Source organism: Pseudomonas sp. Eqa60 (genome assembly GCF_018326405.1).
Taxonomy (GTDB): Bacteria; Pseudomonadota; Gammaproteobacteria; order Pseudomonadales; family Pseudomonadaceae; genus Aquipseudomonas; species Aquipseudomonas protegens.
Map to the genome: position 1 here is coordinate 3,996,161 of NZ_AP024342.1, position 18,085 is coordinate 4,014,245.

An 18,085-nucleotide genomic window follows, 5' to 3' on the forward strand; every position below is an offset into this window, starting at 1 on the left:
TGTCCACCGGCCCTTCGGCGCGCTGCGCCTTGACGCGCGAACAATGGATCCATAAACCCCTTCACTGGATCCAAACCCCCTATAGCAGCCGATTATCGAACACTAAATCAGCATATTTGTTTGACACCCCCAGAGCGCCAACCATTTAATGGATCCATTAAATAAAAACAACAAACGCCTGGAGAGACGTCATGTACCCCAAGAATGCCTGGTACGTTGCCTGCACCCCCGATGAATTGCAGGGCAAGCCCCTGGGCCGGCAGATCTGCGGCGAACACATGGTGTTCTACCGCGCCCATGAAGGTCGGGTAGCCGCCGTCGAGGATTTCTGCCCCCATCGCGGCGCGCCGCTGTCCCTGGGCTATGTCGAGAACGGCAACCTGGTATGCGGTTATCACGGCCTGGTGATGGGCTGCGACGGCAAGACCGTGGAAATGCCCGGCCAGCGGGTGCGCGGCTTCCCCTGCAACAAGACCTTCGCCGCGGTGGAGCGCTACGGTTTCATCTGGGTCTGGCCCGGCGACCAGGCCCTGGCCGACCCGGCGCTGATCCATCACCTGGAATGGGCCGACAACGATCAATGGGCCTATGGCGGCGGGTTGTTCCACATCCAGTGCGACTACCGGCTGATGATCGACAACCTGATGGACCTGACCCACGAAACCTACGTGCATGCCTCCAGCATCGGCCAGAAGGAAATCGACGAGGCGCCACCGCAGACCACGGTAGACGGCGATCAGGTGGTCACCGCCCGGCACATGCACAACGTCATGCCGCCGCCCTTCTGGCGCATGGCCCTGCGCGGCAACCAGCTGGCCGACGACGTGCCGGTGGACCGCTGGCAGATCTGCCGCTTCAGCCCGCCCAGCCATGTGCTGATCGAAGTCGGCGTGGCCCATGCCGGCCACGGTGGCTACGACGCCCCTGCGCAGTACAAGGCGTCGAGCATCGTGGTGGATTTCATCACCCCCGAAAGCGACACCTCGATCTGGTACTTCTGGGGCATGGCGCGCAACTTCAACCCCCAGGACCAGGCGCTCACCGAGAGCATCCGCGAAGGCCAGGGCAAGATCTTCAGCGAGGACCTGGAGATGCTTGAGCGCCAGCAGCAGAACCTTCTCGCCCAGCCCCAGCGCAACCTGCTCAAGCTCAATATCGACGCCGGCGGCGTGCAGTCGCGCCGGGTCCTGGAGCGGCTGATCGCCCAGGAGCGCGAGCCCCGGGAACCCTTGATCGCCACAAGCCGTTAACCCCCCGAACCCGACAGGCTGGCGGCCCGGATGCGGCCACCGGCGAGGACCGATGATGATCGACGTACTGGTGGCCGCGCGCCACGACGAAGCCCTGGACATCTGCAGCTTCGAACTGGCCGCGGCCGACGCAAGCCCCCTGCCCGCCTTCAGCGCCGGCGCCCATATCGACGTGCATCTGGCCAACGGCCTGGTGCGCCAATACTCCCTGTGCAACCACCCTGAAGAGCGCCACCGCTACCTGATCGGCGTGCTCAAGGACCCTGCCTCCCGCGGTGGCTCCAACAGCCTGCACCAGCAACTGGAGGTAGGCACGCGCCTGTGCATCAGCGAGCCACGCAACCTCTTTGCCCTGGAGCACGCAGCACGGCGCAGCCTGCTGTTCGCCGGCGGCATCGGCATTACCCCGCTCCTCAGCATGGCCGAACAGCTGGCCCACAGCGGCGCGGATTTCCAGCTGCACTACTGCGCCCGTTCGGCTCAGCGCGCGGCCTTCGTCCAGCGCTTGCAGGCCTCGCCCTTTGCCGAGCGGGTGAGCCTGCATTTCGACGAACAACCGGACACCGCCCTGGATATCGCCCAGGCCCTGGCCGGGCCCCGGGACGACGTGCACCTGTATGTCTGCGGCCCCGGCGGTTTCATGCAACACGTGCTGGACAACGCCCGGGCCCAGGGCTGGAAGGAGCAATGCCTGCACCGCGAATATTTCAGCGCTGCGCCCATCGACCACAGCGCCGACGCCAGCTTTGCGGTGAAGCTGGCCAGCAGCGGCCAGGTGTTCCAGGTACCGGCCGATCGCAGCGTGGTCCAGGTGCTGCAGGACCAGGGCATCGAAGTGCCGATTTCCTGCGAGCAAGGGATCTGCGGCACCTGCCTGACCCGGGTACTGGAAGGGGTACCGGAGCACCGCGACCTGTTCCTCACCGAGGACGAGCAGGCGCGCAACGATCAGTTCACGCCCTGCTGTTCCCGGGCCAGGAGCCCGCTGCTGGTGCTGGATCTGTAGAGCCTCACTGCGGGCGCAGGATCAGCCTCATGCGCTCGTCGGCCACGGCCGAGCCGAAGATCTCGGCATAGCGCAAGGTGGCGTTGGCATGCTCGCGCATCAGGGCCTCGGCCCGCGCACCCTGGCCATTGACCAGGGCATCGAATATCGAGTGATGCTGCATGTGGGCATAGTTGAAGCGCCGGTATTCCCGGGCCATGTCCTGGCGGTCTACTGCCAGGGCGGTGACCGAGGCGAACGGCAGGTGGTCGTTGCGCGCCAGGGCATCAGCGATCGCCGGGTTGCCGCTGCCCGCCACGATCACCTGGTGAAAACGCATGTTGAGGTCGTGATAGAGCTCCAGGTCCTCTTCGTTGACATAGCCCTTGTCGAACAGCGCATCGCCCTCGACCAGGCAGCGTTCGAGAATCGCCCGGCCCTCGGCCGACAGCCCGCGCTCGGCGGTCTGGCGCGCCGCCAGGCCTTCCAGCACCCCGCGCACCTCCACCGCCCCGGCGATGTCTTCGGCGCTCACCGAGCGCACCTGAAACCCGCGACCGCCGAACCGCACCAGCAGGCCTTCCTGCTCCAGGGTGCGAAAGGCCATGCGCACCGGCATGCGTGACACCCCGAACAGCTCGGCGGTGGGCACTTCCATCAAGCGCTCGCCTGCCGCCAACTCGCCCGAGGCGATCATCTTGCGCAGCGCGACCAGCACCGTTTGACCGGGTTTGCTCATCCGGGCAGCTTCCTGAAAACGTGGGCGGCCATAGTAACGCAAGCCCCCACGCAACACTCACCCCGAGATTGCCGTAGCCATACGAAGCAGCACGAAGCGGCGGTTACCTCTGTAGCCGCTGCCGAGCCTCGGCGAGGCTGGGCAAAGGTCCGCAGGACCTTGCCTGGCGATCTGCCGCCGGACCTCCAGCGCCCGTGGAATCGTTGCGTCTGCTGCGTCGGAATGCCGCCCAAGCCGTTCGCAGCCTTCGGCAGCGGCTACAGGGTTTTCAGAGCGACAGCGGGTAGCTGACAATCAGCCGGGTCTGGTCGAAGTCGCTGTTGAAGCTGCGTCGGTTGGTGGCGTTGTTCAGCCGCAGGCTGAGGTTCTTCAAGGTGCCGCTCTGCAGGGTGTAGCCGATCTCGGTATCGCGCTCCCACTCATGGCCGTCATTGCCAACCTTGGTGGTGGCGCTGTCGCCACGACCGTAGCGCACCATGGCCAGCAGCCCGGGAATCCCCGAGGCGGCGAAGTCATAGTCATAACGCACCTGCCACGAACGCTCGCCGGCGTTGCTGAAGTTGCCGTTGAACATGTCGTTGCCCAGGGTCCGGCCGCTGCTGCCGTAGACCGACATCCAGGGGCTGTCGCCGCTGACTTTCTGCAACCCCAGGTACAGCGTGTGCCCGGCCCGGGAGGCGGAGAACAGGCCATAGGCGGTGTGGCTGTCGACCCGGCCGATACGCGCGCTGCCATCGTCGCGGTCGATGAAGTAGCCCAGGTTCGCCCCCAGGGTCCAGTCCCCCAGCGGTTGCTTGTGCAGCAGGTTGAAGTAGCTCTGGCGGTAGATGTCTTCCAGCTGCGAATGCCAGACCCCGAGCAAGGTGCGCTGCTGGTTGAAGCGGTATTCGGCACCGGCGTAGTTGAAACCGTCGGACTTGACCCCGGGCGCGGCCCAGGCCGAAAGGTCCTGCATGTCCGAGGAGTTGCGCAGGCTGACGGCACGGTACTGCCCAGCCTGCAGCCCCAGGCCGCTGATCTCTCGGGAGACCAGCATGGCCCCGCGGAAGGTCTGCGGCAGCAGGCGGCCGTCGTCATAACGCAGCAGTGGAATGTCCGGTAGCAGCTCGCCGACCTTGAACTCGGTGGCGGAAATCCGCGCCTTGAGGGCCGCTCCGGCGCGACCGAAATTGTCCGCCGCGCGCCCGTCGTCGTGCACCGGCAGCAACTCCGAACCGCTAGTCTCGCGACTGCTGTCGAGCTTGAGGCCGAACAGGCCGATGGCGTCCAGGCCAAAGCCCACGGTGCCCGGGGTGTAGCCGGAGCTGAACTTGAGGATAAAGCCCTGGGCCCACTCCTCGACCTGGCCCTTGGGCGCGTCATGGTCACGAAAATCCCGGTTGAAGTAGTAGTTGCGCAGCAGCAGGTCGGTCTTGCTCCCCTCGAAAAAACCGCTGTCGTCGGCGGCCCAGGCGGGCACGCACAGGCCCACGGACAAGCAAGCCCCCACCAGGGAACGGCACTGCATCGGATGACGGGTGTTCATTATTATTGTTCTCCGCTTTTCATAGGCGCAGCCGTGCCCGACAGGCCGACAAGGGCCCGCGCGCTCACGGATGCTCAAAAGCCCGGCCAGGGCGGCCGGGCGTTATTCAAAGGTGCCGGGTCAGAAGGGATACTGACGCGGCCGGTGCTGCAGGCTGATCCAGTGGTCCCGGGTGAATTCATCGATCGCCCAGTCGCCGTTGAAGCGCCCCAGGCCTGAGTTCTTCTCGCCACCGAAGGGCGCGTTGGCCTCGTCGTTCACCGGCACATCGTTGATGTGGGTCATGCCGGCGCGCACCTGCCGGGCGAAGTTCACCCCGCGCTCCAGGTTGCCGGTGAACACCGCGCTGGCCAGGCCGAATTCGCTGTCGTTGGCCAGCTCCAGGGCATGGGCTTCGTCCCGGGCGCGCAGCAGCCCCACCAGCGGGCCGAAGATTTCATTGCGCGCCAGGTCCATGTCGGCACGCACTTCGCCGTACACATGGGGCGCCAGCAGGTTGCCGTTCTGCCCGCCCTCGTACAGTGGCTCGGCGCCCTGCTCGCGGGCCAGGGCGATCTTGTCCTGCAGGCCCTGCAACTGGCGGGCGTTGATCACCGGGCCGATCACTGTGTCCAGCGATTGCGGATCCCCCACCTTGAGCTGCTTGACCCGGGCCACGAAGCGCTGGGCGAAGGCGTCATAGAGGCGCTCGTCGACGATGATGCGGTTGATCGCCATGCAGATCTGCCCCTGGTGCAGGAACTTGCCGAACACCGCGGCGTTCACCGCCTGTTCCAGGTCGGCATCGTCCAGTACCACGAACGGGCTGTTGCCCCCCAATTCAAGCGCCACGTGCTTGAGGTGCTCGCCGCCACTGGCGATGCGGCCGATGCCGCGCCCCACCGGGGTCGAGCCGGTGAAGGTGATCAGCGCCGGCACCGGGTGCTCGACAAAGGCATCGCCGATCTCGCTACCGGCCCCCACCACCACGCTGAACACCCCGGCGGGCAGGCCCGCTTCCTCGAAGATTCTGGCCAGCAGCAGGCCGCCGCACACCGGCGTATCGCTGGCCGGCTTGACCACCACCGCGTTGCCCAGGGCCAGGGCCGGGGCGATGGAGCGCTGGGTCAGGTGCAGCGGGAAGTTCCACGGGCTGATCACTCCGACCACCCCCAGGGCGCTGCGGTACACCCGGCTTTCCTTGCCCGGCACATCGGATTCGACAATCCGCCCGTGGACCCGCGCCGGGAAGGACGCCGCCTCCAGGGTGATGGCCCGCGCCGCGCCCCACTCGGCCAGGGCCTTGATCCGCGTGCTGCCGGATTCGCGAATGATCCAGTCGACAATTTCCTCCTGGCGCCGGTCGAAGATCGCCACCGCCTGGTGCAGCACCGCCGCGCGCTGGGACGGGCCCAGGGCCGCCCATTGTGGCTGCACCTGGGCGGCCTTGGCGTAGGCCGCGTCCAGGTCGCTGCGGTTGGCCTGGGCCAGTTCCAGCAGCTGTGCACCGTCGAATGGATTGCTCACCACCAGGGTCTTGCCGGAGGCGCCGGCGCGCCACTGTCCGGCGATGGGTTGCAGGTGCAGATCGCGATAGACCGCGTTGGAATCACTCATGGAAAATCTCCTCATGGAACAGCATTCATAAACCGATGTGTCACACAAAAGCCGGCGTATGCAGGAGCTGGCTTGCCAGCGAAGGCGCCCGCCAGCGCCACACAAGCCCCAAGGCCCTCTTCGCCGGCAAGCCGGCTCCTACGAGGCGGCGCGTTTTTCGATCAGGCGCAGCAGGCCCAGCAGGGTTTCGGTGTGGGGCACGGGCACCCCCGCCTGCCGCGCCCGTTCCAGCACCTGGCCATTGATGGAGCCGATCTCCGTGGGCCGCCCTGCCAGCACGTCCTGCAACATCGAAGGCTTGTGGGTGCGGTGATGGGCAATGGCGAACGCCACACTGTCCAGGCAGCCCTGGGCATCCAGCTCTATTCCCTGGGACCTGGCCACCGCCACCACCTCCAGCACAATGGACCGGGCCAGGGCCACGCCTTCCGGCGCTGCGTCCAGCTGGCCCACGGTGCAGCCGGTGGCGGCGCACAGGCTGTTCAAGGCGGCGTTGAAGGCCACCTTCTCCCAGATAGAGGTCCAGACCTGCGGGTCCACCGCACAGTTCAGCCCGGCAGCGTCCAGCACCGCCGCCACCTCCTGGCTGGCGTTGCGCTCGCGGCTATCGAGGGCCAGCACCCGCACCATGCCCTGGCCGTGGGAATGCACCTGCCCCGGCCCGACCATGTCGGCGGGCCAGTTGGTCATGCCGATCAGCACCTGCTGCGGGGCCACATGCCGGGATAGCGCCTCGGCATTGCCCAGGCCGTTCTGCAGGGTCAGTACGAGGGTGTGGCCGGCGATATGCCCGGCGACACTGCGCAAGGCACTGTCGGTGTGCAGGGTCTTGGTGAAGACCAGCAACAGGTCGGGGTGCCCCGTGGCCTGCTCCGGACGGCAGGCGTGCAGGCCGGTAATGCGCCGCTCGCCGCTGTCGGTGGCCAGCAGCAGGCCGTCGCTGCGGATCGCCGCAAGGTGCCCGTCGTTGATGTCCAGCAGGGTTACCTGCTGGCCGCTTTGCGCCAGCAGGCCGCCAAACAGCGAACCCATGGCGCCCGCGCCAAGAATGGTGATGTTCATCGAACCTCCTGTTTGAGTGGCTGGTTCACGCACCGGGCCGCGTTCATGACTGGCCCGGCAGACGCCGGGGAATGTGCCGGCCCACGATCAGCAGCGCCAGCAGCGCCATGACCATCACCGAACCCAGCAGCGTGAGGTAGCCGTTGGCGCCGCCCTGGGTGATCACCAGGGCTCCGGCGAAGGCACTGAGGATCGCCCCCAGGCGCCCGAAGGCCAGGGCCGATGCGGTGCCCGTGGCGCGCACACTGGTGGGGTAGATAAAGGCGCACAGGGCAAACATGGTGGACTGCACGGCGTTGACGAACAGGCCGTGCACGCCGAAGCCGAAGATCAGCAGCCCGGTGTCCTGGTGGATGTCCACCACCTGCAACAGGAAGGCGCTGGCCGCGCCGCCGGCGCAGCAGATCAGCAGCGGCCAGAACGAACCCCAGCGAGTGATGGCCACCGCGCACACCAGTGCCCCGATCACCCCGCCCAGGTTGTAGGCGGTCAGCCCGGAACCGGCCACCGACAGCTCCAGGCCTTCGGACAGCAGCATGGTGGGCAGCCAGCTGAAGGCGCTGTAGACCGCGGTCAGGCACATGAAGAACGCCACCCAGAGGGCCAGGGTGTCACGCCCGTAGCCCAGGGCGAACAAGGCGCGGAAACCACCCTGCTTCTCGCTCTTCTGCTCCAGGGCATCGGTGTAGACCACCCCCGCCGCCATCGGCCGGCCCATGCGCCCGAGCAAGGTGCCCAGCTCGTTCCAGCGCTGGGGCCGGCGCGCCAGAAAGCGCGGCGACTCCGGCAGCGTCGCCAGCAAGGCAAAGCCCAGGACGATGGGCAGGCTGCCGCCGATGAAAAACAGGGTGCGCCAGCCGTACAGCGGCAACACATGGGAGGCGAACAACCCCGCCAGCATCCCGCCCAGGGGCACGCAGACAATGGTGGCCGTCACCGCCAGGGTACGCCGCCGCGCCGGGGTGAACTCGGCCGTCACCGTGGTGGCGCTGGGCAGCGCGCCACCGATGCCCAGCCCGGCGATAAAACGCAGGGCCGCCACCGCCAGCGCATTGGGCGCCAGGCCAATGGCGCAAGTGGCCGCACCGAACACGAAGACACTGGCAATGATCGCCATGCGCCGGCCGAACCGGTCGGCAAACAGACCGGCACAGGCACTGCCGATGCCCATGCCGATCAGCCCGGCCGCCACCGCCGGAGCGAACGCCTCGCGGGTGATGCCCCACTCCTTGATCATCAGCGGAATGGCAAAGCCGATCAGTTGGCCGTCGAAGCCGTCCATGACGATGGACAGCGCCGCCAGCAACACCACCAGCTTCTGCATGCCGGTGAAGGGGCCATGGTCGAGCAAGGTGCCGATGTCGGCGTGGGTGGAACCGGAACGCGCCGGCTGGGGCGCGTCATCTATCACAGCAGTGACCGAAGTCGTGTTCATAACCACCTCTTTTTATTCTTCTGGTGAGTCCGCAGGTTGCGGTTGGCAAGGCCGGGCTCGCGCCCGGCGACAAGGCAGCCCTCAGGGTTCGATGGTCAGGGTCGGCACCTCGATCAGTACCGGGCGGTCGCCCGCCAGGGCCTCACTCAGGGCCTGGGCGAACGCCTCGCGGGTGTTGGCCTGCACCGAGTGCACGCCATAGCCGCGGCCGATGGCGCAGAAGTCCAGGCCGGGCACGTCCAGGCCCGGGGCGTCGCTGACCTGCAGCACACCGGCGAACCAGCGCAGGGCGCCATAGGTGCCGTTCTTGAGGATGATGAACACCACCGGGATCTGGTACTGGGCGGCCGTCCACAGCGCGGTGATACCGTAGTTGGCCGAGCCGTCGCCAATGACCCCGATCACCCGCCGCTCCGGCCGGGCCAGTTGCACCCCCACCGCCGCTGGCAGGCCGAAGCCCAGGCCACCGGCGGCCGGGAAGTAGTAGCTGCCGGGTTCGCGCATTTCCACCCGCTGCCAGAAGGCGCCTACGGTGGAGGTGGACTCCTTGACGTAGATCGCATCCTTGGGCGCCAGCTCATCGATCACGTCGAACACGGTTTCCGGGCGCAGCAGGCCGCCCAGCTCCTCGACCGGAGCAGCCGGCGGCAAGGCCTGGGGCTGCGGCCGGTCGCAATCCGGCAGCGCCCAGACCAGGGCCTGCAGGGTCTCGGCGATGTCCCCCACCAGCGCATCGCCCATGGGCGCGCGCGCCGCTTCGCCGGGGTCGCAGGTGATGTGCAGCAGCTCGGTGCCCGCGGGCAGGTAGTCCCCCGGGGCGAACTGGTGGTAGCGGAATACCGGGGCCCCCACCACCAGGATCAGGTCGTGGTCCGCCAGGCAGCGGCTGATGCCGGCAATGGCTGCCGGCAGCACCCCGCGAAAGCTCGGGTGACGGGTGGGAAACGGGCAGCGCGAAGCGGACGGCGCGACCCAGGCCGGCATGCGCAGTTTCTCCGCCAGTTGCACGGCCAGGTGGTTGCTCTGGCTGCCATCCACATCCGGCCCCAGCACCAGCACCGGGTTGCGCGCTGCCGCCAGGCGCTGCACCAGCGAACGCAATTGCGCCGCCGAGGGCAGCCCGGCAGTGGCCACCTGGCGCCGGGCCAGATGCTCGACCCCGGCCGGCGCCGGGCGGGCCCAGTCGTCGTAGGGAATGGACAGGTACACCGGGCCCTTGGGCGCCTGGTTGGCCATGTGGATCGCCTGGCTCAGGGCCCGTGGCACGTCCTCGGCGCAGGCCGGCTCGGCGCTCCACTTGACCAGGGGCTTGGGCAGCTGCGGTGCATCGACGTTGGCCAGCATCGCCTCGACGCCGATCATCGAGCGCACCTGCTGGCCGGCGGTGATCACCAACGGGCTGTGGGAGTACCAGGCATTGGTCAGGGCGCCCATGCCATTGCCGGTGCCGGCCGCGGCGTGCAGGTTGACGAAGGCCGGCTGGCCGCTGGCCAGGGCGAAGCCGTCGGCCATGCCCACCACCGCGCCTTCATGCAGGCCGAGGATGTAGCGGAAGTCTTCGGGGAAGCCCTTGAGAAAGGGCAGCTCGTTGGAACCCGGGTTGCCGAACACGGTGGTCAGGCCTTGTTGCCGCAGGATGTCGTAGGAGGCGCTATGGACGGTTTTCATATGGACCTTTGCCGCTGTTTTTTAGAATTTGAGTTACTCTTGCAGCCGCCACGAAATTGATCAAATCGATACTATCTCTATTAAAAATAAGACCCGTCTATATCCATGAGGCAGCATGAGCCACATCGATCTGAACCTGATCCGCACCTTCGTCACCCTCTACGAAGCCCGCAGCGTGACCCTGGCCGCCGAGCGCCTGTTCGTCACCCAGCCCTCGGTCAGCTACGGCCTGGCGCGGCTGCGCGAGCTGTTCGACGACGGCCTGTTCAGCCGCACCCGGGACGGCATCCAGCCCAGCCAACTGGCCGATGAGCTGTACCCGGCCTTTCGCGAATCCCTGACGCGGATCGAGAACACCGTGCACAGCACCCGGCGCTTCGACCCGGCGACCACCGAACGGCGCTTTCGCATCGCCCTCTCCGACCTTGGCGAAATGGGCTTCCTGCCGCTGATCCTGGCGCGCCTGAACCAGCAGGCCCCCGAGGCTGAAGTCGAAGTCCTGCCGCTGCAGGTGGACCAGGCCGGCGAGTGGCTCAGCAGCGCCAAGGTCGACGCGCTGATCTGCCGCAAACCCTTGACCGGCACCCGCAGCCAGGTGCTGATCCGCGAGCGCTACGTGTGCCTGCTCAGCGACCGTCATCCGCGCATCGGCACCCAGCTGAGCCTGGAGCAGTTCCTCGCCGAGCGGCACATCGCCGTGACCCGCACCACCGGCCACGGCAGCGTCGAGGACGTGCTCAAGCAGATGGGCGCCCGGCGCCGCATCAGCCTGCACGTGCCGCACTTCTCGGTGCTGCCCAAAGTGCTGCCCGGCACCGACCTGCTGACCGTGCTGCCAGCGCAGATCGCCCGCCTGTTCACCCTCGAAGGCGGCCTGCGGCAACTGGAACTGCCGTTTTCCGTGGGGGAGTTCGAAGTCTCGCTGCACTGGCACCCCAACAGCGACAGCTCCGCCGCCCTGAGCTGGTTCCGCCAGGCCGTGGCCGCGGCGATCATCGACGGCCAGTCTTGAAACAGCGCCCGCCGCCTTATCCGGTTCCGCGGGCTAAGCCAGGGCCGCTTGCGCCTGCGGCGGCGCCGGGCGTAGCAACAACAGGCAACCCGCCGCCAGCACGAAGACCACGGCAAACACTGCGTACAGGTGCAGCGGCTGCCAGCCGGCATCCAGCAACACCCCGGCCACCGTGGGCGAGACAATCGCGCCAATGCGCCCGATGCCGATCCCCCAGCCGACCCCGGTGGCCCGTACCGAAGCGTCGTAGACCACTGGTGACAGGGCGTAGAGCCCGGCCACGCAGCCGTTGGCGAACAGCCCGATCAGCAGCCCCAGGCCCAGGGCCGCGGCAATCGAGGAGGCCGAGCCGACGAACAGCACCAGCAGCCCGGCGGTCACCAGCATGAACAGCGACAGCACCCGGGTCAGCGGCCAGCGCGAGGACAAGCCGCCAACCAGCGCCGCGCCGAAGATCCCGCCGACACTCAGCAGCACCCCGCCGGTGATCCCCTGCTGCGCCGAGAGCCCGGCGGCCACCAGCAGTTTCGGGGTCCAGCTCATGACGAAGTAGAAACCGAACATCACCAGGAAAAACAGCAGCCAGATCAGCAGCGTGGTGCGCCGCATCGGCCCGGCGAACAGTTGGTCAAAACCGCTGCCGGCGCCCTGCTCGCGTACCGCTGCCGCGGGCATTTGCAGCAGTTGCGGATGGCCCAGGCGCCCGGCCAGGCGATTGATTCGCGCCAGGGCATCGGCCGGCCGCCGGGCCAGGAGAAAGTCCAGGGATTCGGGGAGCCAGAGCAGCACCAGGGGGATCACCAGCAAGGTGACGATGCCGCCGAACAGGAACACCGAGCGCCAGCCCCAATGAGTCAACAGCCACACCGCCAGCAGCCCGCCCAGGGTCGCGCCCAGGGCATAGCCGGTGGATTGCAGGCTGACCGCCAGGCCGCGCCAGCGGCGGCTGGAATACTCGGCGGCGATCACGTTGCTGCTGGCCAGGATGCCGCCGATGCCCAGGCCGGTCAGGCCGCGCAACAGCGCCAGTTGCAAAGGGCTCTGGCTGCCGGCCGAAAGCAGCATGCCGACACCCGACAGCAGCAGGCAGAACAGGATCAGCGGCCGGCGCCCGAAGCGGTCGGCCCAGGGCGCGATAAACAGCGAACCGGCGGCCATGCCGAACAGACCGGCACTGAGCAGCAGACCGATCTGCGCCCCGTTGAGTTGCCACTCGGCGGACACCGAAGCGGCGGTGAAGGCCATCACCAGTACATCGAAGCCGTCGATCATGTTGAGGACAATGCAGATACCGATCGCCAGGCACTGGAAGGAGCCCATCGGGCCTTGGTCGACCCGTTGCTTGAGATCGAGGTTCATGGGCGCACCTGCCATTCGGCCAGGACCCGAAGCGCAACACCCAAAGAACCTGTGCACACAGACAGCCAGCGCGCGCCAGCCAGGCGGCTGCACACCGTCGATAAGACATTCATGACGAAACCCTTATTGTTGTTTTTATTGCCGACGGTCAGGAGGGCTCCTGCCATCGCCAGGTCGCCAATAAAGCGCTTAATGGATCCAATAACAAGAGACGAACGGGCTGAAACGGCTGAGCAAAAGATCCCAGACCAACCAGGGTCGGGGTTAATTTCCATAGGGATCAAATGCTTAGGTGCCCGACAAGGCACCGGGATTAGCGGGCGATTATCGACCATCACCGTTCAGGCAGGCGACGAGCCCCACTACGAGGCTCACTGCTAAGCAAGCCTGTGGCGTGGTTCGCTTCGATATTGGATCCAATAGCCTGCATCGCCTCAGATAAAGGCCAGCGCCGCCCGGGCGCCGCGCACCGCCGTCATCCGCTGTTCGACCTGGGGCAACAGGTAGCTGAAAAAGAACCCCGCCGTCTCAAGCTTCGCCCCACGCAGCGGATCGCCCTCGGGCAAACTGTGCGAGACCCGCGCCGCCCGAGCCCAGGCCAGCGCCAGCAGGCTCAGGCCACACAACGCCAGAAAATCCCCGGCCGCGCGATACGGGTACTCGGCATCCTCCAGCGCCCACTGCTGCACCTGGGCAACCAGTGCCTGCAACGCCTCGGCCAGATCCGCCAACGACCGGGCGAACCCCACGCACTCGGGCACCTGGGCGCCGTGCCCGGCCTCATCGCGCAATTGCTCAAGCAACAGCGCGAAGCCCTGCCCGCCATCCCCCAGCACCTTGCGCAACAGCAGATCGTTGGCCTGAATCTCGTTGCTGCCTTCGTAGATCATGGCGATGCGGCTATCGCGCAGGGTCTGCTCGATGGCGAACTCGGCGACGTAGCCGTAGCCGCCGAAGACCTGCAAGGCGTTGCTGGCCTGACGAAAGCCCTGCTCGGTAAAGAACGCCTTGATGATCGGCGTCAGCAGTTGCGCCAGCTGATCGGCCTGGCGCCGGACCTGGGGTTCAGGGTGATGCTCGGCCTGGTCCAGCAGGTGCGCGGCCCAGTAGCCGATGGCCCGCAGGCCTTCGCTGGTGGCGCGCAATTCCAGCAGCACGCGGCGCATGGCCGGGTGGTAGCGAATCGGGTCGGCGGCCTGGGCGGCGACACCGGCGGGGCGCAATGGCGCACGCATCTGTTGGCGTTCGCCAGCGTAGTCACGGGCGTTCTGCCACGCCGCTTCGACATGCCCCAGGCCTTGCAGGCCCACGTGCAGGCGCGCCGAATTCATCATCACGAACATCGCTGCCAGGCCGCGATGGGCCTCGCCCACCAGCCAGCCCTGGGCCGCCTCGAACACCAGGGAACAGGTGGCGCTGCCCTTGATCCCCATCTTGTGTTCGATGCCGTCGCAGCGCACGCCGTTGCCCTGGCCCTGCTGCAAGCGCTTGGGCACCAGGAACAGCGAGATTCCCCGGCTGCCCTCCGGCGCGCCCGGCAGCCGGGCCAGCACCAGATGCAGGATGTTGTCGGTGAGGTCATGCTCGCCGCCGGAAATGAACAGCTTGCTGCCGCTGAGGCGATAGCTGCCATCGGCCTGGGGCTCGGCACGACAGCGCAACAGGCCGACATCACTGCCGGCCTGGGGCTCGGTCAGGCACATGGTGGGCAGGCTCGCGCCGCTGATGATCTCGGGCAGGTAGCGCTCCTGGAGCCAGGGCGCGCCGTGGGTCTTGAGGCACAAGTAGGCGCCGTGGGCGATGCCGGTGTACATGGCCCAGGCGTGGTTGCTGGCATAGAGCATCTCTTGCAGCGCCGCGTCCAGCAGCTGCGGCAGGCCCTGGCCACCCAAAGCTTCGGCGCAGGCCAGGGCCGGCCAGCCGCCCTCGACATAGGCCCGATAGGCCTCGGCAAAACCCTGTGGGGTGCTGACCTGCCCGTCTGCCCACTGGCAACCCTGGCGATCGCCGCTGGCATTCAGCGGCGCCAGTACGTCCTGGCTGAAACGCGCGGCCTGCTCCAGCACCTGCAGCGCCAGGGGCAGGTCCAGCGCCTCGAACGCCGGGCTGCGACGCCACGCTTCGGGGGCCTCCAGCCAGTGCTCAAGGACAAATTGCATATCGCGCAGCGGCGCCTGGTAGCTCCACATGGGGACACCTCATCGAGTAGAAATAGAGTGGCCCGCCAGGGGCGGCGGGCCGGTCGGACTCAGCCGCGCCAGGCCGGGTTTTCGATCAACAGCGCCATGCCCTGGCCACCTCCCACGCAGGCGGCGGCGATCCCGTAGCGCAGGTTGTGCTCGCGCAGTTGCCGGGCCAGGGTCAGCACCAGGCGCAGGCCGCTGGCGGCCAGGGGATGACCCAGGGCCAGGGAGCCGCCCTGGACATTCAGGCGATCACTGTCCAGTTCCAACTCCCGGGCTACGGCCAGCACCTGGGCCGCCTGGGCCTCGTTGACTTCAAGGCGGCCAATCTGCGTCAGACTCAAGCCGCTGCGCTGCAGGAGCAGGCGGATCGCCGGGGCCGGACCGATACCCATGAGCTCCGGCGCCACCCCGACCACCGCACTGGCCCGCAACAGCGCCAGGGGCCTGTCCCTGCAAGCCGACGCCCGACCAACCAGGGCCGCCGCCGCGCCATCGACCACCGCGCAGCTGTTGCCGGCGGTCTGCACCCCGCCTTCGTGAATCGTCCGCAATCGCGCCAGGGCAGAAAGCTCACTGGGGCGCGGATGGCTGTCCTGGCTGACTGTCTCGACTCCACGCGGCAGGCAAATGCCGCGCGGTCGATAACCGTCGAGCTCGAAGGTCTGCTGGCTCACGGCGACGATTTCCGGCGCGAACCAGCCCGCCTGCTGGGCCGCCAGGGCCCGCTGATGGCTGGCGCAGGCATAGCCGTCCACGGCTTCGCGGGTCAGGCCGTAACGCCGGGCCAGGTTGTCGGCGGTGGCGATCATGTCCAGCCCCGGCGCCGGGTCGTACAGTGCCTCCCATAAAAAGTCCTTGAACTGCACCGCCGCCCCCAGGCGGAAGCCGCCGCGATGGGTGTAGGCGGCAATCGGGTTGCGCGACATCGATTCACTGGCCACGCACAACGCCAGTTGCACCTCGCCCCGCACCTGCTCGGCTGCCTGGCGCAGCAGCTCGAAACCGGTGGCGCAGATGCGCTGCACCCCCAGGGCCGGCACCGCTTGCCCGACACCGCTGTACAGGCCGATGTGCCGAGGCAGCAGGTAGGCGTCGAAACTGGCCTGGGCCATGGAACCGGCCAGCACGCTGTCCACCGCCCGGGCATCGATGCCGGCGCGCAGCAGTACCTCGCGCCCGACCTTGATCCCCAGATCGATCGGCGAGATCTCGGCCAGGTCCCCGCCAAGGTCGACCCAGGGCGTGCGCAACGCCTCAAGGATCGCCACATCGGCAAACCCGCTGTACTGCCCGGCGCCGTTCATGGCTTGGGCTCGGCGCGCAGGATCGACGGCTCGCGGCCGCGATACAGGTCCTCGACCTGTTCGGCGCGCCACTGCAACACCGCGCGCTGGTTGATCGAGCCCTTGTCGGTGATTTCCCCGCGGTCGATGGACGCCGGCTCTACCTGCAGGGCGATCCACTCCAGGCGGCTGGCATTGCCGCTGGCGTCGCGGTTCAGGCGCTGCAACCAGTCGCCGAACCACTGGCGCACCGGCGCGCTGGCCAGCACCTGGGCGTCGCTGGCCTCGGCGGCCAGCCCCGCCAGCCGCCGGCATTCATACAGCCGTGGGAACACCAGGGCGCCCAGGCACTCGCGGTCCGGTGCGGCCACCACCAGGTCCTGGACATAGGGCGAGCCTTCGAGCACCGCGCGATTGCGCAGCGGGCCAACGCTGACAAACACCCCGGACGACAACTTGAAATCCTCGGCGATGCGCCCGTCGAACATCAGCCCCAACTGCGGGTCGTGGGGGTCGGCGAGCTTGAGCGCATCCCCCGAGCAGTAGAAGCCCAGGGCATCGAACACCTCGGCGGTCTGCTGCGCCGCGCGCCAGTAGCCGGGCATGATGTGCGGCCCGCGAAAACGCCCTTCGAGCTTGCCGTCCACCGGCACCAGGCGCACCTCGCAACCCGGCGCCGGCAGGCCGATGTAACCGGCCATCGACAGCGGCCCGGTGGTGAAGGTGCAAGACGGCGCGGCCTCGGTCATGCCGAGCCCGGCCATCATGCGGATACGTTCGCCGCAATGCTGCTCGGCGACCCGGTCCAGGCGGTCCCAAACACTTTGCGAAAGCCCGGCGGCGGCGAAGAAGAACAGGCTCATGCGCTTGAAAAAACACTCGCGCAGCTCGGCATCCTGCTCCAGGGCATTGACCAGCTCCTCCCAGCCCTTGGGCACGGTCAGGTAGGCGGTGGGCGAAATCTCCTTGAGGTTACGCAAGGTTTCGGCAAAGCCCTGGGCCGTGGGCTTGCCATCGTCCAGATAAAAACTGCCGCCGTTGTAGAGCACGATGCCGACGTTATGGCTGCCACCGAAGGTGTGGTTCCAGGGCAGCCAGTCCACCAGCACCGGCGGCTCTTCACCGAACACCGGGAAGGTCTGCAACAGCATCTGCTGGTTGGCGCAGAGCATGCGCTGGGTGGTGATCACCGCCTTGGGCAGCTTGGTCGAGCCCGAGGTGAAGAGAAACTTGGCGATGCTGTCCGGGCCGGTGGCGGCAAAGGCCGCATCGGCCTCGGCAGCACCGGGCTCGGCCAGCAGGCTGGCGAAGCTCGCCTGGCGTCGCCCCGGCACCTGGCCGCGCACGCAGATCAGCGGCGTCTCGGGTGGCAGCACCGCGTCGATGGCCCGCTGGTAGGCGCCAGCATCGCTGACAAACACCAGCCCCGGCTGCAACAGGTCGCAGACGTGGCGCAGCTTGGCAAAGTCCTGGGACAGCAGCGAATAGGCCGGCGACACCGGACAATAGGGAATCCCGGCGTACATCGCGCCCAGGGCCAGTTGCAGGTGTTCGATGTCATTGCCCGAGAGCAGCGCCAGCGGCTTGTCGGCCGACAAACCGTAGCCGAGCAGGCCCTGGGCGATGGCGCGCACGCTGTCGAGCATCTGCCCATAGCTGACCCGGCGCCAGTCGCCGCCGTCCTCGCGGGCGGCGATGAAGGTCTGCTCGGGACGCACCCGGGCCCAGTGCAACAGACGATCGAGCAAGCGCTGCGGCAAGGGCGCCAGAGGTTCCAGGGAACGCATATGCAACACGCCCTGCTCTTCACTGACGGCAACCGCCGGCCGGCCAATGGACACCTGACGGTAACGCGGCGGCTCGGCCACGGGTGGGGATGGCGCTCTGAATTGGCAACTCACGTACATGTCCTCCATCAAGGCACGCCTGCGCCGCGCACGCAGGGCGACGGCTGGCAAGCGTGGCAGCCGGTGGCTGCGGCCTTG

14 protein-coding genes are annotated in these 18,085 nt (G+C 67.4%); 3 read left to right on the forward strand and 11 right to left on the reverse strand.

Going from position 1 to position 18,085, the window contains the following annotated elements:
- The first annotated feature begins 191 nt into the window (after positions 1 to 191).
- Positions 192 to 1,250, forward strand: coding sequence for an aromatic ring-hydroxylating dioxygenase subunit alpha (locus KI242_RS18175; RefSeq protein WP_015635937.1), 1,059 nt, complete (start codon positions 192 to 194; stop codon positions 1,248 to 1,250).
- Positions 1,251 to 1,305: 55 nt separating this feature from the next.
- Entirely contained in the window at positions 1,306 to 2,256 is a 951-nt protein-coding gene (locus tag KI242_RS18180; protein WP_053159210.1) for a PDR/VanB family oxidoreductase, read from the forward strand.
- Between the two features lie 4 nt (positions 2,257 to 2,260).
- Here the strand turns inward: KI242_RS18180 and KI242_RS18185 are convergent, their stop codons facing one another.
- The 6 genes from KI242_RS18185 to mdlC all read right to left on the reverse strand — a co-directional run bounded on the left by KI242_RS18185 (position 2,261) and on the right by mdlC (position 10,260).
- Positions 2,261 to 2,974, reverse strand: a complete 714-nt coding sequence (locus KI242_RS18185) for a GntR family transcriptional regulator (protein WP_011061753.1) — start codon at positions 2,972 to 2,974, stop codon at positions 2,261 to 2,263.
- A 268-nt stretch (positions 2,975 to 3,242) separates the two neighbouring features.
- Positions 3,243 to 4,499, reverse strand: coding sequence for an OprD family porin (locus tag KI242_RS18190; protein WP_011061754.1), 1,257 nt, complete (start codon positions 4,497 to 4,499; stop codon positions 3,243 to 3,245).
- 120 nt (positions 4,500 to 4,619) lie between these two features.
- Complete coding sequence (locus tag KI242_RS18195; protein WP_011061755.1) at positions 4,620 to 6,095, reverse strand: aldehyde dehydrogenase family protein; 1,476 nt, start codon at positions 6,093 to 6,095, stop codon at positions 4,620 to 4,622.
- Between the two features lie 138 nt (positions 6,096 to 6,233).
- Positions 6,234 to 7,157: a 2-dehydropantoate 2-reductase gene (locus KI242_RS18200; protein WP_053152266.1), complete on the reverse strand. Its 924-nt coding sequence runs from the start codon at positions 7,155 to 7,157 to the stop codon at positions 6,234 to 6,236.
- Positions 7,158 to 7,200: 43 nt separating this feature from the next.
- Positions 7,201 to 8,592, reverse strand: a complete 1,392-nt coding sequence (locus KI242_RS18205) for an MFS transporter (protein WP_015635941.1) — start codon at positions 8,590 to 8,592, stop codon at positions 7,201 to 7,203.
- 81 nt (positions 8,593 to 8,673) lie between these two features.
- Positions 8,674 to 10,260 (reverse strand): benzoylformate decarboxylase, encoded by a 1,587-nt coding sequence (mdlC, locus tag KI242_RS18210; RefSeq protein WP_015635942.1) that lies wholly within the window; start codon positions 10,258 to 10,260, stop codon positions 8,674 to 8,676.
- Positions 10,261 to 10,375: 115 nt separating this feature from the next.
- Here mdlC and KI242_RS18215 point away from each other — a divergent pair, with 115 nt between their 5' ends.
- On the forward strand, positions 10,376 to 11,272 hold the full coding sequence (locus KI242_RS18215; RefSeq protein ID WP_011061759.1) for a LysR family transcriptional regulator: 897 nt from the start codon (positions 10,376 to 10,378) through the stop codon (positions 11,270 to 11,272).
- Between the two features lie 33 nt (positions 11,273 to 11,305).
- Here the strand turns inward: KI242_RS18215 and KI242_RS18220 are convergent, their stop codons facing one another.
- The 5 genes from KI242_RS18220 to KI242_RS18240 all read right to left on the reverse strand — a co-directional run bounded on the left by KI242_RS18220 (position 11,306) and on the right by KI242_RS18240 (position 18,001).
- Entirely contained in the window at positions 11,306 to 12,631 is a 1,326-nt protein-coding gene (locus KI242_RS18220) for an MFS transporter (protein ID WP_041752313.1), read from the reverse strand.
- The gene (locus tag KI242_RS18225; RefSeq protein WP_134532605.1) at positions 12,628 to 12,906 is read right to left on the reverse strand and encodes a hypothetical protein; all 279 of its coding nucleotides are present in this window, start codon (positions 12,904 to 12,906) and stop codon (positions 12,628 to 12,630) included. Before KI242_RS18225 ends, KI242_RS18220 begins: the two co-directional genes overlap by 4 nt.
- Positions 12,907 to 13,065: 159 nt before the next feature.
- Positions 13,066 to 14,820: an acyl-CoA dehydrogenase gene (locus KI242_RS18230; protein WP_053159120.1), complete on the reverse strand. Its 1,755-nt coding sequence runs from the start codon at positions 14,818 to 14,820 to the stop codon at positions 13,066 to 13,068.
- 59 nt (positions 14,821 to 14,879) lie between these two features.
- A complete protein-coding gene (locus KI242_RS18235; RefSeq protein WP_015635945.1) occupies positions 14,880 to 16,121 on the reverse strand; it encodes a thiolase family protein in 1,242 nt (413 codons plus the stop codon).
- Positions 16,118 to 18,001 (reverse strand): feruloyl-CoA synthase, encoded by a 1,884-nt coding sequence (locus KI242_RS18240; protein WP_041752760.1) that lies wholly within the window; start codon positions 17,999 to 18,001, stop codon positions 16,118 to 16,120. Before KI242_RS18240 ends, KI242_RS18235 begins: the two co-directional genes overlap by 4 nt.
- Between the last annotated feature and the right edge of the window lie 84 nt (positions 18,002 to 18,085).